The following is a 19,908-nucleotide window of genomic DNA, read 5'->3' on the forward strand; positions in this document are numbered from 1 at the left end:
GGACATGCGACGACCCCCGCCGGGGGGGAGAGCGGGGGTCGTCCCCACGGCCGACTCGGGGGGGGGGAGGAGCCGGACCGGGTTAGCACGGTCGCGAACGATCCGTGACTTCCATGGTGTACCCGAGAGCCTTCTCAGGCAAACCCACGCGCCAGAGTTTACGCCGAATGATGTCCCCCTATGCTCTGCCTTGTGGAAAACCGCTTCTTGCCGCGCACAGCCGCCTTCTTTGACCTGGACAAGACGGTCATTGCGAAGTCTTCGACACTGACCTTCAGCAAGTCCTTCTACCAAGGCGGACTGATCAACCGCCGCGCTGTACTGCGCACTGCGTACGCACAGTTCGTGTTCCTTGCCGGGGGTGCGGATCACGACCAGATGGAGCGGATGCGGGAATATCTCTCGGCACTCTGCAAGGGCTGGAACGTCCAGCAGGTGAAGGAAATCGTCGCCGAGACCCTGCACGATCTGATCGACCCCATCATCTACGACGAAGCGGCGACGCTCATCGAGGAGCACCACACCGCCGGACGCGATGTGGTGATCGTTTCGACCTCGGGCGCCGAGGTCGTCGAACCGATCGGCGAGCTGCTCGGCGCCGACCGGGTCGTCGCCACCCGAATGATCGTCGGCGACGACGGCTGCTTCACCGGCGAAGTCGAGTACTACGCGTACGGGCCGACCAAGGCCGAGGCGATCCGGGCCCTCGCGGTGTCGGAGGGGTATGACCTCTCACGCTGTTACGCCTACAGCGACTCCGCCACGGATGTACCGATGCTGGAGTCGGTCGGCCATCCGCACGCGGTCAATCCGGATCGCGCGCTGCGGCGCGAAGCAACCCTGCGCGAGTGGCCGATTCTCGTCTTCGACCGACCGGTCCGGCTCAAGCAGCGGCTGCCCACGTTCTCGCTGCCGCCACGTCCGGCATTGGTCGCGGCGGCAGCGGTGGGCGCAGCCGCCGTCACGGCAGGGCTGGTCTGGTACACCTCCCGCCGCCGCGCCACGACGGGATCCGCCTGACGCACGCTCCGGGCGGCGGTCCGGCGTACGCCGACCAGGCCGGCGCCGAATTATCCAACTCGCCCGTAATTGAACCCAAAAGTAAAGAAGTAGGGCCAGCACTACCGCTCACCCCGGCTCTGGAGTACAAATGACTCAACGGCCCGCGAGACCAAGGACATCCGAGAGGATTACCTGTAGCGCAGAGACGGCCCCACGGACCGAGCATGAAAACCGAGCACCCACGCGACGTCGACCCGTCGATTACGGGCCAGCCGCACCAGGGAACGGGCAAAGTATCCCGACCTGATGGGCATATATCGAGGACGCATGGTAACTGGGTAGACATGCCAGCGGCGGTACCGAGGACGGTACCGCCGCAACCCTTTTGTCGGGCAGCGAAGTCGACGCGGTGAAGACAATTCGGTGGAGTTACCGCGATGAAGTTACTTCGGTGGATTTATCCCGAAGCACACCGCGACGCACACGGTGTCGCGCTCACCACAGCGATCCGGCCGCTCCGGCCATTCCCCTCTTACGCGGCTCCACTGTTACGCGGCTCCGCGCTGCAGCGCCTCGCACACCGCCGTCGACTCCCTGACGCCCAGCTCCACGGAGCGTCCGCAGTGCGTGATCCAGGCCGCCATCCCGTCCGGCGTTCCCGACAGATAACCCTCGAACGCCGCGACGTACGCCGCCCGCCCCAGTTCGGCATGGCCCACCTCGGCGGGGCAGATCGATTTGGGATCGAGGCCGCTCCCGATCAGCACGATCCGCTCAGCGGTCCGCGCCACGAGGCCGTTGTACGAGCCGAAGGGGCGCAGTGCCAGCAGTTCACCGTGCACGACCGCCGACGTCACCAGCGCTGGCGCCGAAGTACCCGAAAGAATCAGCCCGGAGAGTCCCTCCAGCCGTCCGGCCACCTCGTCGGCATCCGGCAGCGGCGCCTCGACCAGCGGCTCGTCCACAGGCTCGCCCGCCAGCCTCGGCCGGCCGACAGCATCGTCCGGTGCCGCCCCGCCGGCCGCGACCAGATGCAGCCGTGCCAGCACCCGCAGCGGTGACTGCCGCCAGATGGAGAGCAGTTGACCCGCTTCGGCAGTCAGCCTCAGAGCCGCCCCGACCACATGCGCCTCACCATCACCACTGAAGTCGGTACGCCGGCGCACCTCCTCCAGATTCCAGTCGGCTCCCGACAGCGCCGCCGAGCCACGGGCGCCGCGCAGTGCCGCTTCCGCGGTGACCTCATTGCTGCGGCGCCGCATGACGCGGTGACCGTAGACCCGGTCGACGGCCTTGCGTACGGAGTCCACCGCATCGGCGACGCCCGGCAGGGCGCCGAGGGCGGCGAGCGGATCAGAGGCAGTCGTACTCATAGGTAACGAGGCTACGCGCCCGCTGTGCCGATACCGCCCGGGAGTGGCCTTCTTCACGAAGTGCGACAGCAGAACGCGATCACCCCGCTACCCTAGGTGAACATGAAGATCGCTTTCGTGGGGAAGGGCGGCAGCGGCAAGACGACGCTGTCCTCGCTCTTCATCCGCCACCTCGCCGCCAATGAAGCCCATGTCGTCGCGGTGGACGCCGACATCAACCAGCACCTCGGGGCCGCGCTCGGCCTCGACGACCAGGAGGCCGCAGCGCTGCCCGCCATGGGAGCGCACCTGCCTCTGATCAAGGAGTATCTGCGCGGCAGCAACCCCCGTATCGCCTCCAGCGAGACGATGATCAAGACGACTCCGCCCGGCGAGGGCTCCCGGCTGCTGCGGGTCTGCGAGGACAACCCGATCTATGACGCGTGCGCCCGTGCGGTCCGGCTCGACGACGGGGAGATCCGGCTGATGGCCACCGGGCCGTTCACCGAGTCGGATCTGGGCGTGGCCTGCTACCACTCCAAGGTCGGCGCGGTCGAGCTCTGCCTCAACCATCTCGTCGACGGTCCCGACGACTATGTCGTCGTTGACATGACAGCGGGCTCGGACTCCTTCGCCTCGGGGATGTTCACCCGCTTCGACATGACGTTCCTGGTCGCGGAACCGACCCGTAAGGGCGTCTCGGTCTATCGCCAGTACAAGGAATACGCGCGGGACTTCGGGGTCGCGCTGAAGGTCATCGGCAACAAGGTGCAGGGCGAGGACGATCTGGAGTTCCTGCGCGCCGAGGTGGGCGACGACCTGCTGGTCAGCGTCGGGCACTCCGACTGGGTACGGGCGATGGAGAAAGGCCGCCCTGCTCGCTTCGAGCTACTGGAGGCGGATAACCGGATGGCTCTGCAGGCGCTGCAGAATGCTGCGGAGGACTCGTACGAGCAGCGGGACTGGGGGCGCTACACGCGGCAGATGGTGCATTTCCATCTGAAGAACGCGGAGAGCTGGGGCAACGAGAAGACGGGCGCCGACCTGGCCGCCCAGGTCGACCCCGCCTTCGTTCTCGACGAGCGGTACGCGCAGGACGGCGCCGCCCAGCCCGCCTGAGCCCTCGGCGCCCCCGCCGGAAGGGTTCGCGCCGCCCCGCCGGGAGCCGTTGCATCCTCGGGTGCCGAACGGGATCGGCTCTCCGACCCGTCCGGCACCCGACGCGCGGCCCTGCTGCCCGGCCCGTTCGGCGCACGACGCGTCGGCCACAGCCGAAGGCCGCCCAGCTCAGCGGCCGCGCTCGCCGGTTCCTTGGTCATGCTTGTCGGCCCCCGCCGCCCGGCCGGATCCGGAAGTCCCCGCTCCGTCGAGGAACGCGGTCCATCCCTTCTCGGGTGACTGGCCGACGTCGAGCGTGCCGAGCTTCGCCAGCGTCGCCGGGTCCTGCGCGTCCAGCCAGTCGGCCAGCTGCCGGAAGGACACGCAGCGCACACCCTCCTTGGTGCAGACCGTCGCGATGGTCTGCTCGACGGCGCGCATGTAGGTGCCGCCGTTCCAGGACTCGAAGTGGTTGCCGATGATCAGCGGCGCGCGGTTCCCGTCGTACGAGCGGTCGAAGGCCTGGAGCAGGCCGTCGCGCATCTGGTTGCCCCAGTACTCGTGCTGGTCCGGGTCGCCCTGCGTCGTACCGGACTGGTTGAACATGAAGTTGTAGTCCATCGAAAGGGTCTCGAACGCCCGGCCCGGCACGGGGACGAGTTGCATCGAGAGGTCCCAGATGCCGCCCTTCATCTTGGGCCAGACCTGGTTGTTGACCCCGCTGGAGTCGTAACGGAAGCCCATCGTCCGCGCCGCGGCGACCATGTTCTTCTGCCCCTCCAGGCAGGGGGTGCGGCCGCCGACGAGCTCCTTGTCGTAGTCGAAGGGAAGCGGCTTCTCCCTTTCGAGGCCGGGGTCGTTGGTCTTCCAGTTCTTCACGAAGGACTTGGCCTGGCTGATCTCGCTCTTCCACTGATCGACGGACCAGGTGCCGCCGCCCTCGGGACCGCAGAAGTGCCCGTTGAAGTGGGTGCCGATCTCGTCACCGTCCTCCCAGGCCCCGCGCACCTGGGTGATGGTGTTCCGGATTCCCTCGGTGTCGTTGAAGCCGATGTCCGAGCTGCCGGCGTTGTGCTTCGGCGGGTCGTAGAGCTCCCGCCTGTCCTCCGGCAGCATGTACACGCCGCTGAGGAAGTACGTCATGTTCGCGTGGTACTTCTTGCCGACCTCGCGGAAGTGCGAGAACAGCTTCTGGCTGTCCTCGCCTGCGCCGTCCCACGAGAACACCACGAACTGCGGGGGCTTCTGACCGGGCGCCAGGCGCTTGGGCACGGGCTGCTTCGGCTGACTGCCGGTGAAGGCGGTGGAACCGTCACCGATGAGCCGGAAAACGTTCTTGGGCGCGGCTTCAGGGGCTTTGTTCTTCGCCCCGGCGGCCTGCCTCTTCACCCCGGCGGCCTGCCTCTTCGCTCCGGCGGCCTGTTTCGCCGCCCCCGGTCCGGCGGCTCCGCGGCCGGCATCGGAGGAGCACCCGGCCACTCCCGCAGTCAGTGCGACAGCCACGACACCCAGGGCGACCCGCCCGGCGACAGCCTTCCTCGCGGCGCCTCTCTTCCTCACGACTCTCTTCGCGGCGACTCTCGTCGTGGCGGCCACCATCCGCCCACCCTCTTCCTTGCAGGTCATTCGCGTCGAAGTGCCGACACGGCGCGGTCAAGTTCGCACACGGTTCCGTCGGATCAGCACGACAGGCCGAATGAAAAGATGCTTATTCACTTGAATGGGTGGTCAAACGGTCCATTTGACCTCAAGTATGGACACAGATCTTTACTCTCCATTACGATCTATTTACTGAGCGTTGAGAAATCCCGCCGCTGCACGCCGTGACCCACGGCCGCGTCCCCACATTCCGCGACCGCGCTGCCCCGGAGGAGACGGGAACATGTCTGCTTGCGTCCCCACTCGTCACAACCGCACATCCCGCAGTTCGCGCCCACCGCGCGCCTCGGGAGTCAAACGACCACACAGCCCGCCGCCACCGCGCGGTGGACGATTCCGCATCGCGGGCGCCGATCTGTCCGCATCGATCACGGTCTTCCTGCTCGCCGTCCCCATGTCGCTCGGTCTCGCCGTCGCCATGGACGCCCCGCTGGAAGCCGGCCTCATCTCCGCCGCGATCGGCGGCATCGTCGCCGGACTGCTCGGCGGCACCCCCCTCCAGGTCAGCGGCCCGTCCGCCGGACTGACCGTGGTCACGGCCGAGTTGATCCAGATCTATGGCTGGCGCACCACCTGCGCGATCACCATCGGCGCCGGGCTTCTACAGATCCTGCTGGGCTCACTGCGGGCGGCGCGCAGCGCCCTCGCCGTCAGCCCCGCCATCGTCCACGGCACCCTCGCCGGCATCGGCGTGGCCATCGCACTCGCCCAGCTGCACATCGTGCTCGGCGGCTCGCCGCAGAGTTCAGCCGTCGCCAACGCACTGGCACTCCCCGACCAGTTGGGCCGGGTGGGCCCGGCCGCCCCACTCATCGGCATGCTGACCATCACCGTCCTGGTCCTGTGGCCGCGGATTCCGGGCCGGATCGGGCGCGGTGTACGACGGATTCCGGCCGCTCTCGCCGCGGTGGTGACCGCTACGGCGGTGGCTGCGATCGTCGCCCCCGGAATCGCTCGGGTCGATCTGCCGTCCTGGCGCTCGCACGCCCTGCCGGAGATGCCGCACGGCCCCGTACTCGCCCTGGCCACGGCCGTGTTCACGGTGATGCTGGTGGCCAGCCTGGAGTCGCTGCTCGCCGCGATGGCCGTGGACAAGCTGTCGGCCGCGCCCTCGCCCTCGACTTCGGCCACATCGTCCGGCTCACCCGACTCGCCCGCACCGCCCGCCTCGCCCACACCGCCGGCCAGACGCTCCGATCTCGACCGTGAGTTGCGCGCCCAAGGCATCGCCAACACCCTGTCCGGGCTGGTGGGCGGGCTGGCCGTGTCCGGCGGAGCGGTGCGCAGCTCGGCGAACGTACGCGCCGGGGCGACCGGGCGCGCCTCCACCGTGCTCCACGGCGTCTGGGTGCTGCTCGCCACCGGGCTGCTGGTCACCGTGCTGGAGTGGATCCCGCTGGCCGCGCTCGCCGCACTGGTGATGATGGTCGGTATCCAGATGGTGAGTTTTGCCCACATCCGCAACGTCCATAAGCACCGCGAATTCCTGGTGTACGGGGCGACGATCACCGGCGTGGTCCTCTTCGGCGTACTGAAGGGTGTGGCGATCGGCATCACGGTGGCGGTGGCGGTCGCCCTGCACCGGCTGACCCGAACCCGGATCATGGTTACCGATCAGGGAGGACGGCATCTGGTCGTCGTACGAGGACAGTTGACGTTCCTCGCGGTACCCCTGCTCAGCCGTACGCTGGGCCAGCTGCCCCAAGGCGGGGATGCCGTCGTCGAACTGGACGGCTTCTTCATGGACCATGCGGCGTACGAGGCGATCCAGGACTGGAGCACTGCCCAGACCGCCCACGGCGGCAGGGTCGTGTTCACCGGCAGGTCCGGTGGCCGGATCGCCGAGCCCGCCTCGGCGGCGCACTCCTGCTGCCGCCCCTGGACACCATGGCGCAACCATCACTGCCACGACGGGCCCGGCCCTACGCCCGAAGCCGACCAGGGCCTCGACACCCCCTTCATCGGCGCCCACTCCGGCACCAGCCACCTCGGCACATCCCACGACACGACCCACAGCACTTCCACACCCACGCCCACGCCCACGCCCACGCCCACAGCCACATTCACGCCTGACCACGCTCTCTCCCTCACCCCCACCCCCACCTCCGGTCCCGGCCCCGAGCCCACTCCTGGCCCGGCCCCCGCAGTCCACCGCCTCCCCGGCCGAACGGCCGATTCGCACTCCGGCACTGGCCGCCGGGTCGGCGGCAATCGGCTGATCAGCGGCCTGAGTTCATTCCAGCGCAACACCGCTCCGCTGGTGCGCGAGGAGCTGGCCCGGCTGGCCGTCGAGGGTCAGCGACCGTCCCAGCTCTTCATCACCTGCGCGGACTCCCGCCTGGTCACCAGCATGATCACAGCGAGCGGCCCGGGTGACCTGTTCACCGTGCGGAACGTCGGCAATCTGGTGCCCCTGCCGAACGCCGAGTCGGGTGACGACTCGGTGGGCGCAGCGATCGAGTACGCGGTGGACGTACTGAAGGTGGAGTCCATCACCGTCTGCGGGCACTCCGGCTGCGGAGCGATGCAGGCACTGCTCGGCACCGGACCGGCCCCGGAGACTCCCCCCACATCCCTGTGGCGGTGGCTGAGACATGGGCTGCCGAGCCTGGAGCGGATGGCATCCCGGCACCACGCCTGGGCCCGGATCTCCGGACGGCTGCCGACCGATGCGCTGGAGCAGCTCTGCCTCACCAATGTGGTCCAGCAGCTGGACCATCTGCGGGCACACGAATCGGTGTCGCGGCGGCTCGCCGAAGGTACGCTCCGGCTGCACGGCATGTACTTCCATGTGGGCGAGGCACAGGCCTATCTGCTGACCGAGGGGGCGAGCAGCGGGCTGGAGCTCGACGAGGTCTTCGACCGCGTGGGTCCCGGCGATCCCGCCGGTTCCGGCGAGTTGGAACGGACCGGCGTCTGAACCACCTTCGCCCCGGGTCCGTGAGACCTTGTGGCCCTGCCTCCGCGCTGCGCCGCACCTCGCCGCATCGCATGCGGGCGCGGGACCGTGTCTCCATACACGAGATACAGGTCTAAACCAATTCCGGGCAGACACTTGTCACGCGGCCTTTGGCCTGATGAGCTATGCCCCGGGACACAACGGACACCCTGGGAATGGGAGATGTCGTGAGCAACGAAAGCTTGGCCAATCTGCTTCGTGAGGAGCGGCGGTTCGCACCGCCTGCCGATCTGGCCGCGAACGCCAACGTCAAGGCGGAGGCGTACGAGCAGGCCGAGGCGGACCGGCTGGGCTTCTGGGCCGAGCAGGCCCGCCGCCTGACCTGGGCCACGGAGCCGACCGAGACGCTCGACTGGAGCAACCCGCCCTTCGCGAAGTGGTTCGCGGACGGCAAGCTCAACGTCGCGTACAACTGCGTGGACCGCCACGTCGAGGCCGGCAACGGCGACCGGGTCGCCATCCACTTCGAGGGCGAACCCGGCGACAGCCGCGCCATCACCTACGCACAGCTCAAGGACGAGGTCTCCCGGGCCGCCAACGCGCTCATCGAGCTCGGTGTCGGCAAGGGCGACCGGGTCGCCGTCTATCTGCCGATGATCCCCGAGGCCGCCATCGCGATGCTGGCCTGCGCCCGCATCGGCGCCGCGCACTCGGTGGTCTTCGGCGGCTTCTCCGCCGACGCCATCGCGGCCCGCATCCAGGACGCGGACGCCAAGGTCGTCATCACCGCCGACGGCGGCTACCGCCGCGGCAAGCCGTCCGCGCTCAAGCCCGCCGTGGACGACGCCGTCTCCCGTATCGACAGCGTCGAGCACGTCCTCGTGGTGCAGCGCACCGGCCAGGACACCGCGTGGACCGAGGGTCGCGACGTCTGGTGGCACGAGATCACCGGCCGGCAGTCCGCCGAGCACACCCCCGAGGCCTTCGAGGCGGAGCAGCCGCTCTTCATCCTCTACACCTCCGGTACGACGGGTAAGCCGAAGGGCATCCTGCACACCTCCGGCGGCTACCTGACGCAGGCGGCGTACACCCACAACGCGGTCTTCGACCTCAAGCCGGAGACCGACGTCTTCTGGTGCACCGCCGACATCGGCTGGGTGACCGGCCACTCGTACATCGTCTACGGCCCGCTGGCCAACGGCGCGACGCAGGTCATGTACGAGGGCACGCCCGACTCCCCGCACCAGGGGCGTTTCTGGGAGATCGTGCAGAAGTACGGCGTCACGATCCTCTACACCGCACCGACCGCGATCCGCACGTTCATGAAGTGGGGTGACGACATCCCCGCCAAGTTCGATCTGAGCAGTCTCCGGATCCTCGGTTCGGTCGGTGAGCCGATCAACCCCGAGGCGTGGATGTGGTACCGCAAGCACATCGGCGCCGACAACTGCCCGATCGTGGACACCTGGTGGCAGACCGAGACCGGCGCGATGATGATCTCGCCGCTGCCGGGCGTGACGGAGACCAAGCCGGGCAGCGCCCAGCGCGCCCTGCCCGGTATCTCGGCCACGGTCGTCGACGACGAGGCCAATGAGGTTCCGAACGGCGGGGGCGGCTACCTCGTCCTCACCGAGCCGTGGCCGTCGATGCTCCGCACCATCTGGGGCGACGACCAGCGCTTCATCGACACCTACTGGTCGCGCTTCGAGGGCAAGTACTTCGCGGGCGACGGCGCCAAGAAGGACGAGGACGGCGACATCTGGCTGCTCGGCCGGGTCGACGACGTGATGCTCGTGTCCGGGCACAACATCTCGACCACCGAGGTCGAGTCGGCGCTCGTGTCGCACCCCTCGGTCGCCGAGGCAGCCGTGGTCGGTGCCGCCGACGAGACGACCGGCCAGTCCATCGTCGCCTTCGTGATCCTGCGCGGTACGGCCGACGCCTCCGACGAGCTCGTCGCCGAGCTGCGCAACCACGTCGGTGCCACGCTCGGCCCGATCGCCAAGCCGAAGCGGATCCTGCCGGTCGCCGAGCTGCCGAAGACCCGCTCGGGCAAGATCATGCGGCGTCTGCTGCGCGACGTCGCCGAGAACCGCGAGCTGGGCGACGTCACGACGCTCACCGACTCCTCGGTGATGGACCTCATCCAGACCCAGCTGCCGTCGTCCTCCTCCGAGGACTGACCACAGCCTCCGAGGACCGACCACAGCGAGCAGCAGTACGTCCCCGTGGGGCATCCGGCAACGCGCCGGATGCCCCACGGGCATTTAAGGTGAAGATCACCGGATAGAGCCCCGCACACCCCGGGTACAGTGACAGCTGCGTCAATGAAGTATTAAAAAAACTCCACAGGGGTGCCGGGAAGTCTGGTCGGCAAGTGCATCAGCCATGCCATCGCTGCCGTACCGACCCGGAGGTCTCCACTCGTGGCCGCGCCCACCCCCGCACCCCCGTCTCCGCCCCGTCGCACCTTTCTCGCGCGGCTGTCCCTCCCCGAGCGGAACTACCTCGCGGACGCCCTGCGCACCGAGACCGTCGGCGGCATCATCCTGCTGGCCGCGGCGATAGCCGCCCTGGTGTGGGCGAACACCTTCGGCTCCAGTTACGCGTCCGTCAGCGGGTTCCACTTCGGCCCGGAGTCGCTGGGCCTCAACCTCTCCGTGGCGCACTGGGCGGCGGACGGGCTGCTCGCGATCTTCTTCTTCGTCGCGGGCGTCGAGCTCAAACGGGAACTGGTCGCGGGCGAACTGCGCGACCCCAAGGCGGCCGCCCTCCCGGTCGTCGCCGCGCTGTGCGGAATGGCGGTTCCGGCCGTCGTCTACACCCTGGTCAACGTGGTCGGCGGAGGTTCGACGGACGGCTGGGCCGTCCCCACCGCCACCGACATCGCCTTCGCGCTCGCCGTACTCGCGGTCATCGGCACCTCGCTGCCGAACGCGCTGCGCGCCTTCCTGCTGACCCTCGCCGTCGTCGACGACCTCTTCGCGATCCTGATCATCGCGGTCTTCTTCACCGAGAAGATCGACTTCATGGCGCTGATCGGCGCCTTCGTCGGGCTGGCCGTCTTCTATCTGCTGCTGCGCAGGAACGTGCGCGGCTGGTACATCTACGTACCGCTCGCCCTGGTCATCTGGGGCCTGATGTACAACAGCGGCATCCACGCCACGATCGCCGGTGTCGCCATGGGCCTGATGCTCCGCTGCACCCGGCGGGACGGCGAGAACCACTCGCCCGGCGAGCACATCGAGCACCTGATCCGCCCGCTGTCGGCCGGTTTCGCCGTGCCGCTGTTCGCCCTCTTCTCGGCCGGTGTCTCCCTCTCCGGCGGCGCGCTGGCGGACGTCTTCACCCGGCCCGAGACGCTCGGTGTCGTCCTGGGCCTCGTCGTCGGCAAGACCGTGGGCATCTTCGGCGGTACATGGCTGGCCGCCCGCTTCACCAAGGCGGAGCTGAACAAGGACCTGGCCTGGGCGGATGTCTTCGCGGTCGCCACGCTCGCCGGGATCGGCTTCACCGTCTCGCTGCTCATCGGTGAGCTGGCCTTCGCCGGCGACGAGGACATGATCAACGAGACCAAGGCCGCCGTGCTGCTCGGCTCCCTGACAGCCGCCGTACTCTCCGGTGTACTGCTCAAACTCCGGGTACGCAGATACCGGGCGCTGCACGAGGCGGAGGAGCTCGACGAGGACGAGGACGGGGTGCCGGACATCTACGAGCAGGACGATCCGGAGTACCACCTGCGGATGGCCGCGATCCATGAGAAGAAGGCGGCCGAGCACCGCCGCCTTGCCCAACTGGCGGGGGCAGCGAGCAGCGAGCCGGACAGTCCGGCATGATCTGACACCAGATGTGTTGAGCAGCAGAACAGGAGAGGGAGTCAGGGATGAGCGACCCCGGCAACAACGCGGGCAGCGCCGACCGCAGTCTCGGGCAGCTGGTCGCCGCGGCGACAGCCGAGATGTCCGCACTGGTGCACGACGAGATCGCCCTGGCCAAGGCCGAGGTACGACAGGACGTCAGGCGCGGCGCCATCGGAAGCGTGGCGTTCATCGTCGCGGGCGTACTGATCCTGTTCGCGGTGCCGGTGCTGACCTTCGCGGCGGCATACGGGATCCACAATCTGGGGCTCGCGCTCGCCTGGTCGTTCCTGATCGTGGGCGCCGCCTTCATCGTGCTGGCGCTGCTGCTCGCGCTGTTCGCCGTGGCCAAGCTCAAGAAGCTGAAGCCGCCGGAGAAGTCCATCGCTTCGGCGAAGCAGACGGCGGCCGTGCTGCAGGGCATCAAGCCACACCCGCGGCCCGCCGTCACGGCGGGGACGAGCCGTCCGGCCGTCTCGGGCAGCACACTGGCGGGCACGGCCATGGAGAAGGCTCCGGTCCAGGACAAGGCCTCCGCTGTGGCACGCTCGTCCACATGACGGTCCCCGATTCCAGCGCATTCGGCCCAGTAGGCCCGGTAGGCCCCACAGGCCCGGAAGGTCAGGCAGTCCCTGCGGGCAGGGACGGCCGGGCAGGCTCGAACGACCGGGCAGGGCAGAAAGACCGGACGGGCTCGGACAACCCAGCCACCCCGGGCTCGACGGTCCCGGAAGGCTCGAACGCCCCGGGCGGCTCGCCCGCCCCGGTCGGCTCCGGCGGGCCCGTGCGGATCGACGGGCCGTGGACCCACCGGGACGTGGCGGCCAACGGCGCCCGCTTCCACATCGCCGAGCTCGGCGAGGGTCCGCTGGTGCTGCTGCTGCACGGCTTCCCGCAGTTCTGGTGGACCTGGCGCCACCAGCTCACCGCGCTGGCCGACGCCGGTTTCCGGGCCGTCGCGATGGACCTGCGCGGAGTCGGCGGCAGCGACCGTACGCCCCGGGGTTATGACCCCGCCAACCTGGCGCTCGACATCACCGGCGTGATCCGCTCGCTCGGCGAACCGGACGCGGCCCTGGTCGGCCATGACATGGGCGGCTACCTCGCCTGGACGGCCGCGGTGATGCGTCCGAAGCTGGTGCGCCGCCTCGTGGTCTCCTCGATGCCGCATCCGCGCCGCTGGCGTTCCTCGATGCTGTCCGACTTCGCGCAGTCCCGGGCCGGCTCGTACATCTGGGGCTTCCAGCGCCCGTGGGTGCCCGAGCGTCAGCTCGTCGCCGACGACGCGGCGTTGGTCGGCCAGCTGATCCACGAATGGGCAGGCCCCCGGACCCCGGACTTCCCCGACGACGCGACGGTGGACGTCTACCGGCGCGCGATGTGCATCCCGTCGACGGCGCACTGCTCGATCGAGCCGTACCGCTGGATGGTGCGTTCCCTCGCCCGTCCGGACGGAATCCAGTTCAACCGGCGGATGAAACTGCCGGTGCGGGTACCGACGCTGCATCTGCACGGTTCACTCGATCCGGCGATCCGCACGCGAAGCGCGGCGGGGTCCGGCGAGTACGTCGAAGCGCCGTACCGTTGGCGACTTTTCGACGGTCTGGGGCACTTCCCCCACGAGGAGGATCCGGCCGGGTTCTCAGCCGAACTCATCAGCTGGCTCAAGGATCCCGAGCCCGATCGGTAGACGTACGGGCACAGTTGTCCGACGAACAGCCAATTGCCCGGCGCATAGGCCAATTGGCTGACGGATGGGCGGTTACCGACCATGAGGCACGGGCAGACGTCCCGGTATGGGCTGGACGCACGACTTCGGTGACACAGCACGCAACCGTCGCTCGACCGCCACGGCGGGTTTGAGCACTCATGAGGGGGGCGGCCCCCAGGGCCGGGTGCACGAGATGCATGTTCTGCGTGATCCCCAGCTCGGTATCCCGCGCATTCTGCGCCGTCGGGCCCGCTGGGTCTCGGCGCGGCTGCGCCATCCACGCGGATGATCTCCGCCCCGGTCGGCCGGTGAACGCTCACCGGCCGGGCGGGACTTCACCACGACTCCCCCGGCCTCGGCGCACCGCGCTGCGCCCGGGTATTGCCGGACCGGCGCTCAGAGCGCGCACGCCTGGCTGTCGACCTGCTGGTTGGCGGATCGGCCGCGCTTGATGTCCTGGCGGATCTCGTCGGCCGTCAGCGCGTAGCCGGTGTCGGGGTCGTCGAGCGACTTCGCGAAGACGACGCCGTACACCTCGCCGCCGGGGGTCAGCAGCGGTCCGCCGGAGTTGCCCTGACGGACCGTCGCGTAGAGCGAGTACACATCGCGGCGGACGGTGCCCCGGTGGTAGATGTCCGGGCCCTTGGCGCCGATACGGCCCCGCACGCGCGCGGCCCGTACGTCGTACGAGCCGTTCTCCGGGAAGCCCGCGACGATGGCGCCGTTCCCCGTCCGGGCGTCGTGGTCGGTGTCGGCGAACTTCAGCGGCTTCGCGTCGAGGTCCGGTACGTCGAGCACGGCAATGTCGCGCCGCCAGTCGTACAGGACGACCTTCGCGTCGTACAGCCGGCCCTGGCCGCCGATCTGGACGGTGGGTTCGTCGACGCCGCCGACGACATGCGCGTTGGTCATCACCCGGCGGTCGGAGAAGACGAAGCCGGTGCCTTCGAGGACCTTGCCGCAGCTCGGGGCCGTGCCGACGACCTTGACGATGGACTTCTTGGCGCGGGCCGCGACGGGGCTGCCCACCAGCGCCGGGTCCGGGGCCTGGACCTCGGTGATCGGCTCGTTGGCGAACGGGCTGAAGACCTGCGGGAAGCCGTTCTGCGCGAGGACCGAGGAAAAGTCCGTGAACCAGGTGGAGGCCTGCGCGGGCATCACCCGGGAGATGCCGAGCAGGACCGAGGAGCTGCGGACCTCCTTGCCCAGCGTCGGCAGTGAGGTGCCGGCCAGCGCGGAGCCGATCAGCCAGGCGACCAGCAGCATCGCGACGACGTTGACCAGGGCGCCGCCGGTGGCGTCGAGGGCGCGCGCGGGCGACCACGTGATGTACCGGCGGAGCTTGTTGCCGAGGTGGGTGGTGAATGCCTGGCCCACAGAGGCGCAGACGATCACGATGACGACGGCGACGACGGCAGCCGTCGACGAGACCTCGGAGCCGTTCGTCAGTTGGTCCCACAGGATCGGCAGCAGATAGACGGCGACGAGACCGCCGCCCAGGAACCCGATCACCGACAGGATGCCGACGACGAACCCCTGTCGGTAACCGATGACCGCGAACCACACGGCGCCGGCCAGCAGCAGGATGTCCAGCACGTTCACCGTCTATAGCCTCGCAGATTCGTCACCGGGCCCGTTGCTTCGGCTGGGTCCGGGCGGGGCCGGACAGCGCAGCACGGGAGTCAGCCTGTCATGCGCGCCAGTCGAGCGGCACCTGCTTGGCGGTGTCCCAGGGGCGCTCCCAGCCCGCGAAGTGCAGAATGCGGTCGATCACTCCGGCCGTGAAACCCCACACCAGGGCGGATTCGACCAGAAATGCCGGGCCTCGGTGGCCGCTCGGATGGACCGTGGTTGCGCGGTTGGCTGGATCCGTGAGATCCGCCACGGGAACGGTGAAGACGCGGGCCGTCTCACCCGGATCGACGACACCGACCGGACTCGGCGAGCGCCACCAGCCGAGGACCGGCGTCACCACGAAGCCGCTCACGGGGATGTAGAGCCGGGGCAGCACGCCGAAGATCTGAACGCCGCGCGGATCGAGGCCGGTCTCTTCCCGGGCCTCCCGCAGAGCGGCCCTGAGCGGCCCTGTCGTCGCCTGGTCGCCGTCTTCCGGGTCCAGGGAGCCGCCGGGGAAGGACGGCTGCCCGGCATGGGAACGCAGGCTTCCGGATCGCTCCATGAGGAGCAGCTCGGGACCGCGCTCGCCCTCGCCGAAGAGTACGAGTACGGCGGACTGCCGCCCGGCACCGCTCTCCGGCGGCAGGAAGCGGCTGAGCTGGTCGGGCTCGATCGTCCGCGCGGCGCGGGCCACGGGGTCGAGCCACGCGGGCAGGCCCTCGGCCGTGACGGTGATCGCCGCGTCCTCACCGGCGCCTGCCGCGGCGGCAGCCGCCGCGACCGCCGCGGCGGGACTGACCGCCGCCGGGTTTCCCGCAGCGGGCGGCGCGGCTGCCGCTTCCGTGCTCTGTTCGTGCGTCTTCATAGGCACCCCTCGTCTCACAACGCCTGTCGTCACGCATTTCGTTCCGGCTGCTCCGGAGCCGGCGCAATACGTCGGCCCTGGATTCGGCGCCCTGCGTCAGCCTGCCCCGAGGGGCGGCGCGGGCTTGCCCGGGTAGTCCGCCGGCGGGCTCAGCCGCTGGCCCGGCTGGCCGCCCATCTCGTACTTCAGCAACTTCCTGGCCTTCTCCGGGTCCGTCTCGCCCTCGCCGTACGCGGGGCAGAGCGGGGCGATCGGGCAGGCGCCGCAGGCGGGCTTACGGGCATGGCAGATGCGGCGGCCGTGGAAGACGACCCGGTGCGAGAGCATCGTCCACTCGCTCTTGGGGAAGATCGTGGCGATCTCGGCCTCGACCTTCTCCGGATCCTCCTGCTCCGTCCACTTCCAGCGGCGGACCAGCCGGCCGAAATGGGTGTCGACGGTGATCCCGGGGACGCCGAAGGCATTGCCCAGAACGACATTGGCGGTCTTGCGGCCGACCCCCGGAAGCGTGACGAGATCGGCGAGCCGGCCTGGTACCTCGCCGCCGAAATTGTCCCTGAGCGCCACGGAGAGGCCTATCAGCGACTTGGTCTTGGCCCGGAAGAAACCGGTCGGCCGGATGAGCTCCTCCATCTCCTCCGGGACGGCCGCGGCCATGTCCTCGGGGGTGGGGTAGGCGGCGAAGAGCGCGGGGGTGGTCTGGTTGACCCTCAGATCGGTGGTCTGGGCGGAGAGGACCGTGGCGACCAGGAGCTCGAAGGGGTTCCTGAAGTCCAGCTCGGGGTGGGCGTAGGGATAGAGCTCGGCGAGCTCGCGGTTGATCCTGCGGGCGCGGCGCACCATCGCCAGACGCGATTCCGGCTTCCGTCCCGCTCCTGCCGCTCCCGCCGCTCCTGCGGGCTTCGCCTTCGCGGGGCGTTTCACCGACTCCCCCACGGGGCGTTTTGTCGCTTTTTCCGGGCGAATCGCACCCTGTTCGCCCACAGCGGAATCACGGCCTTCCGACACCCCATCAGCCCCCTTGGCCTGCGCTCTCACCGGCGATTTGGACACCCGGCCAGCCTAGAGCCACGCACTGACATCCGCCCCTGTCACCGTGTATCCACCCCCAATCGGCCCCCTGCCGCACGGTTGGGCACGCCCGTGCGTCAAACTGGTTTGTGATTGATCGCACTGTTTTACCGTCCGGCATGATGGGGACCACGGTTCCCTGAACAGGCCGACAAGGAGAGAACTCGTGGACGACGTTCTGCGGCGCGCCCCGCTTTTCGCGGCGCTCGATGATGAGCAGGCCGCGGAGCTCCGCGCCTCGATGAGTGAGGTGACCCTCGCACGCGGCGACGCGCTCTTCCACGAGGGCGACCCGGGCGACCGCCTCTACGTGGTCACCGAGGGCAAGGTGAAGCTCCACCGCACCTCCCCCGACGGACGCGAGAACATGCTGGCGGTCCTCGGCCCCGGCGAGCTGATCGGTGAGCTGTCGCTCTTCGACCCGGGCCCCCGCACCGCCACCGCGACGGCGCTGACCGAGGTCAAGCTCCTCGGCCTGGGCCACGGCGACCTGCAGCCCTGGCTGAACGCCCGTCCCGAGGTGGCCACGGCCCTGCTGCGCGCCGTCGCCCGCCGCCTGCGCAAGACCAACGACCAGATGTCCGACCTGGTCTTCTCCGACGTACCGGGCCGTGTCGCCCGCGCCCTCCTCGACCTGTCGCGCCGCTTCGGCGTCCAGTCGGAGGAAGGCATCCACGTCGTCCACGACCTGACCCAGGAAGAGCTGGCCCAGCTGGTCGGCGCCTCCCGCGAGACGGTCAACAAGGCGCTCGCCGACTTCGCCGGACGCGGCTGGCTGCGCCTGGAGGCGCGCGCCGTGATCCTGCTGGACGTGGAGCGCCTGGCGAAGCGGTCCCGCTAGCCGGACCGGGGACGCCACCTCCGCACCCGTACGCAAGGCCCCGCCGCCCGGCGGGGCCTTGCCGCGTTTCCGCCGCAGGCCGAAGCCGGTGAAGCCGGTCAGGCCGGTGAAGCCGGTGAAGCCGGTCAGGCCAAATCCGACCAGGTCAGGTCAGGTCAGATGAGCCCGTGCTCGCCCAGATACTCCAGCTGAGCCAGCACCGAGAGCTCCGCGGCGGGCCACAGGGACCGGTCCACGTCCGCGTACACCTGCGCCACCACCTCCGACGCCGTCCGGTGCCCGGCCTCGACCGCCGTCTCCACCTGGGCCAGCCGGTGTGCGCGATGCGCGAGGTAGAACTCGACCGCGCCCTGCGCGTCGTCCAGCACCGGACCGTGCCCCGGCAGCACCGTGTGCACGCCGTCGTCGACGGTCAGCGAGCGCAGTCTCCGCAGCGAGTCGAGGTAGTCGCCGAGCCGCCCGTCCGGATGCGCGACGACCGTGGTGCCGCGCCCGAGAATCGTGTCTCCCGTCAGCACCGCCCGGTCGGCGGGCAGATGGAGGGAGAGCGAGTCCGCGGTGTGCCCGGGGGTCGGTACGACCCGGAGCTCCAGGCCACCGGTGGTGATCACATCGCCCGTGGTCAGCCCCTCGTCGCCCAGCCGCAGCGCCGGGTCCAGGGCACGCACCTTCGTACGGGTCAGCTCGGCGAACCGCGCCGCGCCCTCCGCGTGGTCGGGGTGCCCGTGGGTGAGCAGGGTGAGCGCGATCCGGCGGCCGGCCCGCTCGGCGGTGTCGATGACGGCCCGCAGATGCGCGTCGTCCAGCGGGCCCGGGTCGATGACGACCGCGAGGTCGGAGCCGGGCTCGGCGACGATCCAGGTGTTGGTGCCGTCCAGCGTCATCGGCGAGGCGTTGGGGGCGAGGACATTGACGGCACGGCTGGTGGCGGGGCCGGACAGGACCCCGCCGCGCGGCTGTCCCGGAAGGGCCGCGGCCTCGCTCATACGGCCTCACCGCCCGCGCCGCCGCTCGGGATGTGCTTGGTGAACTCATCGTGTCCCGGCCAGCTCAGCACCAACTCGTCGCCCTTCAGCCGCGCCTGTGCCAGTACGGGCGCGAGGTCCTGGGAATCCGCCGCCTTCAGGGCCTCGGCGGCCGTCCCGTACGGCCTCAGCGCCCGCAGCGTCGACACGGTCGGCGGCATCATCAGCAGCTCGCCCCTGTCGTATCCGTCGGCCGCCTCGCCGGGCTCGATCCACACCGTGCGGTCGGCCTCCGTGGAGGCGTTGCGGGTGCGCTGGCCCTCGGGGAGCGCGGCGACGAAGAACCAGGTGTCGTAGCGGCGGGGCTCGAACTCGGGGGTGATCCAACGTGCCCAGGCACCCAGCAGATCCGAGCGCAGCACCAGACCGCGCCGGTCCAGGAACTCGGCGAACGACAGCTCGCGGGCGACCAGTGCCTCCCGGTCGGCCTCCCAGTCGGCACCGGTGGTGTCGCTGACCACCGTGTCGGCGCCCGGACCCGCGAGGAGGACGCCCGCCTCCTCGTACGTCTCACGGACCGCCGCACAGACGATGGCCTGGGCCTCGGCCGGAGTCCCGACGCCGAGCCGCTCGGCCCAGGTCTCCAGCGGGGGTCCGGCCCAGCCGACGAGCCGGTCGTCGTCACGCGGGTCGACCCCGCCACCCGGATAGGCGTACGCCCCGCCGGCAAATGCCATGGAGGCGCGGCGGCGCAGCATGTGGACGGTGGGACCGCCCTCGGTGTCAGCGGCGGAATCCCGGAGCAGCATCACGGTGGCGGCCCGCTTCGGGGTCGCGGCCGTCAGCTCACCTGCGGCGAGTGCCCGGATCCGGTCGGGCCATTCCGGTGGGTACCACTGACCATTGGACATGGCCGGAGGTTATCCGGAACCGCGCCGATGTTCGAGGGGTCCACTGATCCGTACATGCCC

16 protein-coding genes are annotated in these 19,908 nt (G+C 69.6%); 9 read left to right on the forward strand and 7 right to left on the reverse strand.

All coding sequences use genetic code 11. The annotated features are described in order from the left end of the window. Positions 1–180: 180 nt before the first annotated feature. On the forward strand, positions 181–1,020 hold the full coding sequence (locus ACFVX4_RS15750) for an HAD family hydrolase (protein WP_389976777.1): 840 nt from the start codon (positions 181–183) through the stop codon (positions 1,018–1,020). Between the two features lie 530 nt (positions 1,021–1,550). Here the strand turns inward: ACFVX4_RS15750 and ACFVX4_RS15755 are convergent. Continuing rightward, the gene (locus ACFVX4_RS15755) at positions 1,551–2,375 is read right to left on the reverse strand and encodes an oxidoreductase (RefSeq protein WP_389976779.1); all 825 of its coding nucleotides are present in this window, start codon (positions 2,373–2,375) and stop codon (positions 1,551–1,553) included. A gap of 102 nt (positions 2,376–2,477) precedes the next feature. Here ACFVX4_RS15755 and ACFVX4_RS15760 point away from each other — a divergent pair, with 102 nt between their 5' ends. Further along, positions 2,478–3,473, forward strand: a complete 996-nt coding sequence (locus ACFVX4_RS15760) for an ATP-binding protein (RefSeq protein WP_389976782.1) — start codon at positions 2,478–2,480, stop codon at positions 3,471–3,473. Between the two features lie 168 nt (positions 3,474–3,641). Here the strand turns inward: ACFVX4_RS15760 and ACFVX4_RS15765 are convergent, their stop codons facing one another. Then, positions 3,642–5,051 (reverse strand): hypothetical protein, encoded by a 1,410-nt coding sequence (locus ACFVX4_RS15765; protein WP_389977042.1) that lies wholly within the window; start codon positions 5,049–5,051, stop codon positions 3,642–3,644. A gap of 283 nt (positions 5,052–5,334) precedes the next feature. Here ACFVX4_RS15765 and ACFVX4_RS15770 point away from each other — a divergent pair, with 283 nt between their 5' ends. The 6 genes from ACFVX4_RS15770 (at position 5,335) to ACFVX4_RS15795 (ending at position 13,867) form a co-directional block, all read left to right on the forward strand. Then, complete coding sequence (locus ACFVX4_RS15770; RefSeq protein WP_389976787.1) at positions 5,335–8,031, forward strand: SulP family inorganic anion transporter; 2,697 nt, start codon at positions 5,335–5,337, stop codon at positions 8,029–8,031. Between the two features lie 164 nt (positions 8,032–8,195). After that, positions 8,196–10,193: an acetate--CoA ligase gene (gene acs / locus ACFVX4_RS15775; protein WP_389976790.1), complete on the forward strand. Its 1,998-nt coding sequence runs from the start codon at positions 8,196–8,198 to the stop codon at positions 10,191–10,193. Positions 10,194–10,436: 243 nt separating this feature from the next. After that, positions 10,437–11,846, forward strand: coding sequence for a Na+/H+ antiporter NhaA (nhaA, locus tag ACFVX4_RS15780; RefSeq protein WP_389976793.1), 1,410 nt, complete (start codon positions 10,437–10,439; stop codon positions 11,844–11,846). A 47-nt stretch (positions 11,847–11,893) separates the two neighbouring features. Next, positions 11,894–12,427: a phage holin family protein gene (locus ACFVX4_RS15785; protein WP_389976796.1), complete on the forward strand. Its 534-nt coding sequence runs from the start codon at positions 11,894–11,896 to the stop codon at positions 12,425–12,427. Further along, positions 12,424–13,557 carry an alpha/beta fold hydrolase gene (locus ACFVX4_RS15790; RefSeq protein ID WP_389976799.1) on the forward strand — a complete coding sequence of 378 codons (1,134 nt, stop codon included), beginning with the start codon at positions 12,424–12,426 and terminating at the stop codon, positions 13,555–13,557. The genes ACFVX4_RS15785 and ACFVX4_RS15790 overlap by 4 nt, the downstream gene beginning before the upstream one ends. 106 nt (positions 13,558–13,663) lie before the next feature. Next, positions 13,664–13,867, forward strand: a complete 204-nt coding sequence (locus ACFVX4_RS15795; protein WP_389976802.1) for a hypothetical protein — start codon at positions 13,664–13,666, stop codon at positions 13,865–13,867. Between the two features lie 107 nt (positions 13,868–13,974). Here ACFVX4_RS15795 and ACFVX4_RS15800 read toward each other — a convergent pair whose 3' ends face one another. The 3 genes from ACFVX4_RS15800 to nth form a co-directional block, all read right to left on the reverse strand. Then, complete coding sequence (locus ACFVX4_RS15800) at positions 13,975–15,180, reverse strand: MarP family serine protease (RefSeq protein WP_389976805.1); 1,206 nt, start codon at positions 15,178–15,180, stop codon at positions 13,975–13,977. A gap of 88 nt (positions 15,181–15,268) precedes the next feature. Beyond that, a complete protein-coding gene (locus ACFVX4_RS15805; RefSeq protein WP_389976808.1) occupies positions 15,269–16,060 on the reverse strand; it encodes an NUDIX hydrolase in 792 nt (263 codons plus the stop codon). Positions 16,061–16,156: 96 nt separating this feature from the next. After that, positions 16,157–16,984, reverse strand: a complete 828-nt coding sequence (gene nth / locus ACFVX4_RS15810) for an endonuclease III (protein WP_389976811.1) — start codon at positions 16,982–16,984, stop codon at positions 16,157–16,159. Positions 16,985–17,297: 313 nt separating this feature from the next. Between nth and ACFVX4_RS15815 the strand changes: the two genes are divergently transcribed. Beyond that, positions 17,298–17,972 carry a Crp/Fnr family transcriptional regulator gene (locus ACFVX4_RS15815; protein WP_014046869.1) on the forward strand — a complete coding sequence of 225 codons (675 nt, stop codon included), beginning with the start codon at positions 17,298–17,300 and terminating at the stop codon, positions 17,970–17,972. 155 nt (positions 17,973–18,127) lie between these two features. On the opposite strand, the gene ACFVX4_RS15820 is transcribed toward ACFVX4_RS15815, so the two are convergent. Both ACFVX4_RS15820 and ACFVX4_RS15825 read right to left on the reverse strand, forming a co-directional pair. Next, positions 18,128–18,958, reverse strand: coding sequence for an MBL fold metallo-hydrolase (locus ACFVX4_RS15820; RefSeq protein WP_389976813.1), 831 nt, complete (start codon positions 18,956–18,958; stop codon positions 18,128–18,130). Beyond that, positions 18,955–19,848: an NUDIX hydrolase gene (locus tag ACFVX4_RS15825; protein ID WP_389976816.1), complete on the reverse strand. Its 894-nt coding sequence runs from the start codon at positions 19,846–19,848 to the stop codon at positions 18,955–18,957. The genes ACFVX4_RS15820 and ACFVX4_RS15825 overlap by 4 nt, the downstream gene beginning before the upstream one ends. Positions 19,849–19,908: the final 60 nt, after the last annotated feature.

Source organism: Streptomyces sp. NPDC058240, from assembly GCF_042882135.1.
GTDB lineage: Bacteria > Actinomycetota > Actinomycetes > Streptomycetales > Streptomycetaceae > Streptomyces.

Bases quoted from the DNA above. Each gene is read 5' to 3' on its own strand.
- ACFVX4_RS15790 (WP_389976799.1), top strand. From the start codon at position 12,424: ATGACGGTCCCCGATTCCAGCGCATTCGGCCCAGTAGGCCCGGTAGGC.
- ACFVX4_RS15760 (WP_389976782.1), top strand. From the start codon at position 2,478: ATGAAGATCGCTTTCGTGGGGAAGGGCGGCAGCGGCAAGACGACGCTG.
- ACFVX4_RS15825 (WP_389976816.1), bottom strand. From the start codon at position 19,848: ATGTCCAATGGTCAGTGGTACCCACCGGAATGGCCCGACCGGATCCGG.
- ACFVX4_RS15805 (WP_389976808.1), bottom strand. From the start codon at position 16,060: ATGAAGACGCACGAACAGAGCACGGAAGCGGCAGCCGCGCCGCCCGCT.
- ACFVX4_RS15795 (WP_389976802.1), top strand. From the start codon at position 13,664: ATGGGCTGGACGCACGACTTCGGTGACACAGCACGCAACCGTCGCTCG.
- ACFVX4_RS15755 (WP_389976779.1), bottom strand. From the start codon at position 2,375: ATGAGTACGACTGCCTCTGATCCGCTCGCCGCCCTCGGCGCCCTGCCG.
- ACFVX4_RS15765 (WP_389977042.1), bottom strand. From the start codon at position 5,051: ATGGTGGCCGCCACGACGAGAGTCGCCGCGAAGAGAGTCGTGAGGAAG.
- ACFVX4_RS15770 (WP_389976787.1), top strand. From the start codon at position 5,335: ATGTCTGCTTGCGTCCCCACTCGTCACAACCGCACATCCCGCAGTTCG.
- acs (WP_389976790.1), top strand. From the start codon at position 8,196: ATGCCCCGGGACACAACGGACACCCTGGGAATGGGAGATGTCGTGAGC.
- ACFVX4_RS15750 (WP_389976777.1), top strand. From the start codon at position 181: ATGCTCTGCCTTGTGGAAAACCGCTTCTTGCCGCGCACAGCCGCCTTC.
- ACFVX4_RS15820 (WP_389976813.1), bottom strand. From the start codon at position 18,958: ATGAGCGAGGCCGCGGCCCTTCCGGGACAGCCGCGCGGCGGGGTCCTG.
- ACFVX4_RS15785 (WP_389976796.1), top strand. From the start codon at position 11,894: ATGAGCGACCCCGGCAACAACGCGGGCAGCGCCGACCGCAGTCTCGGG.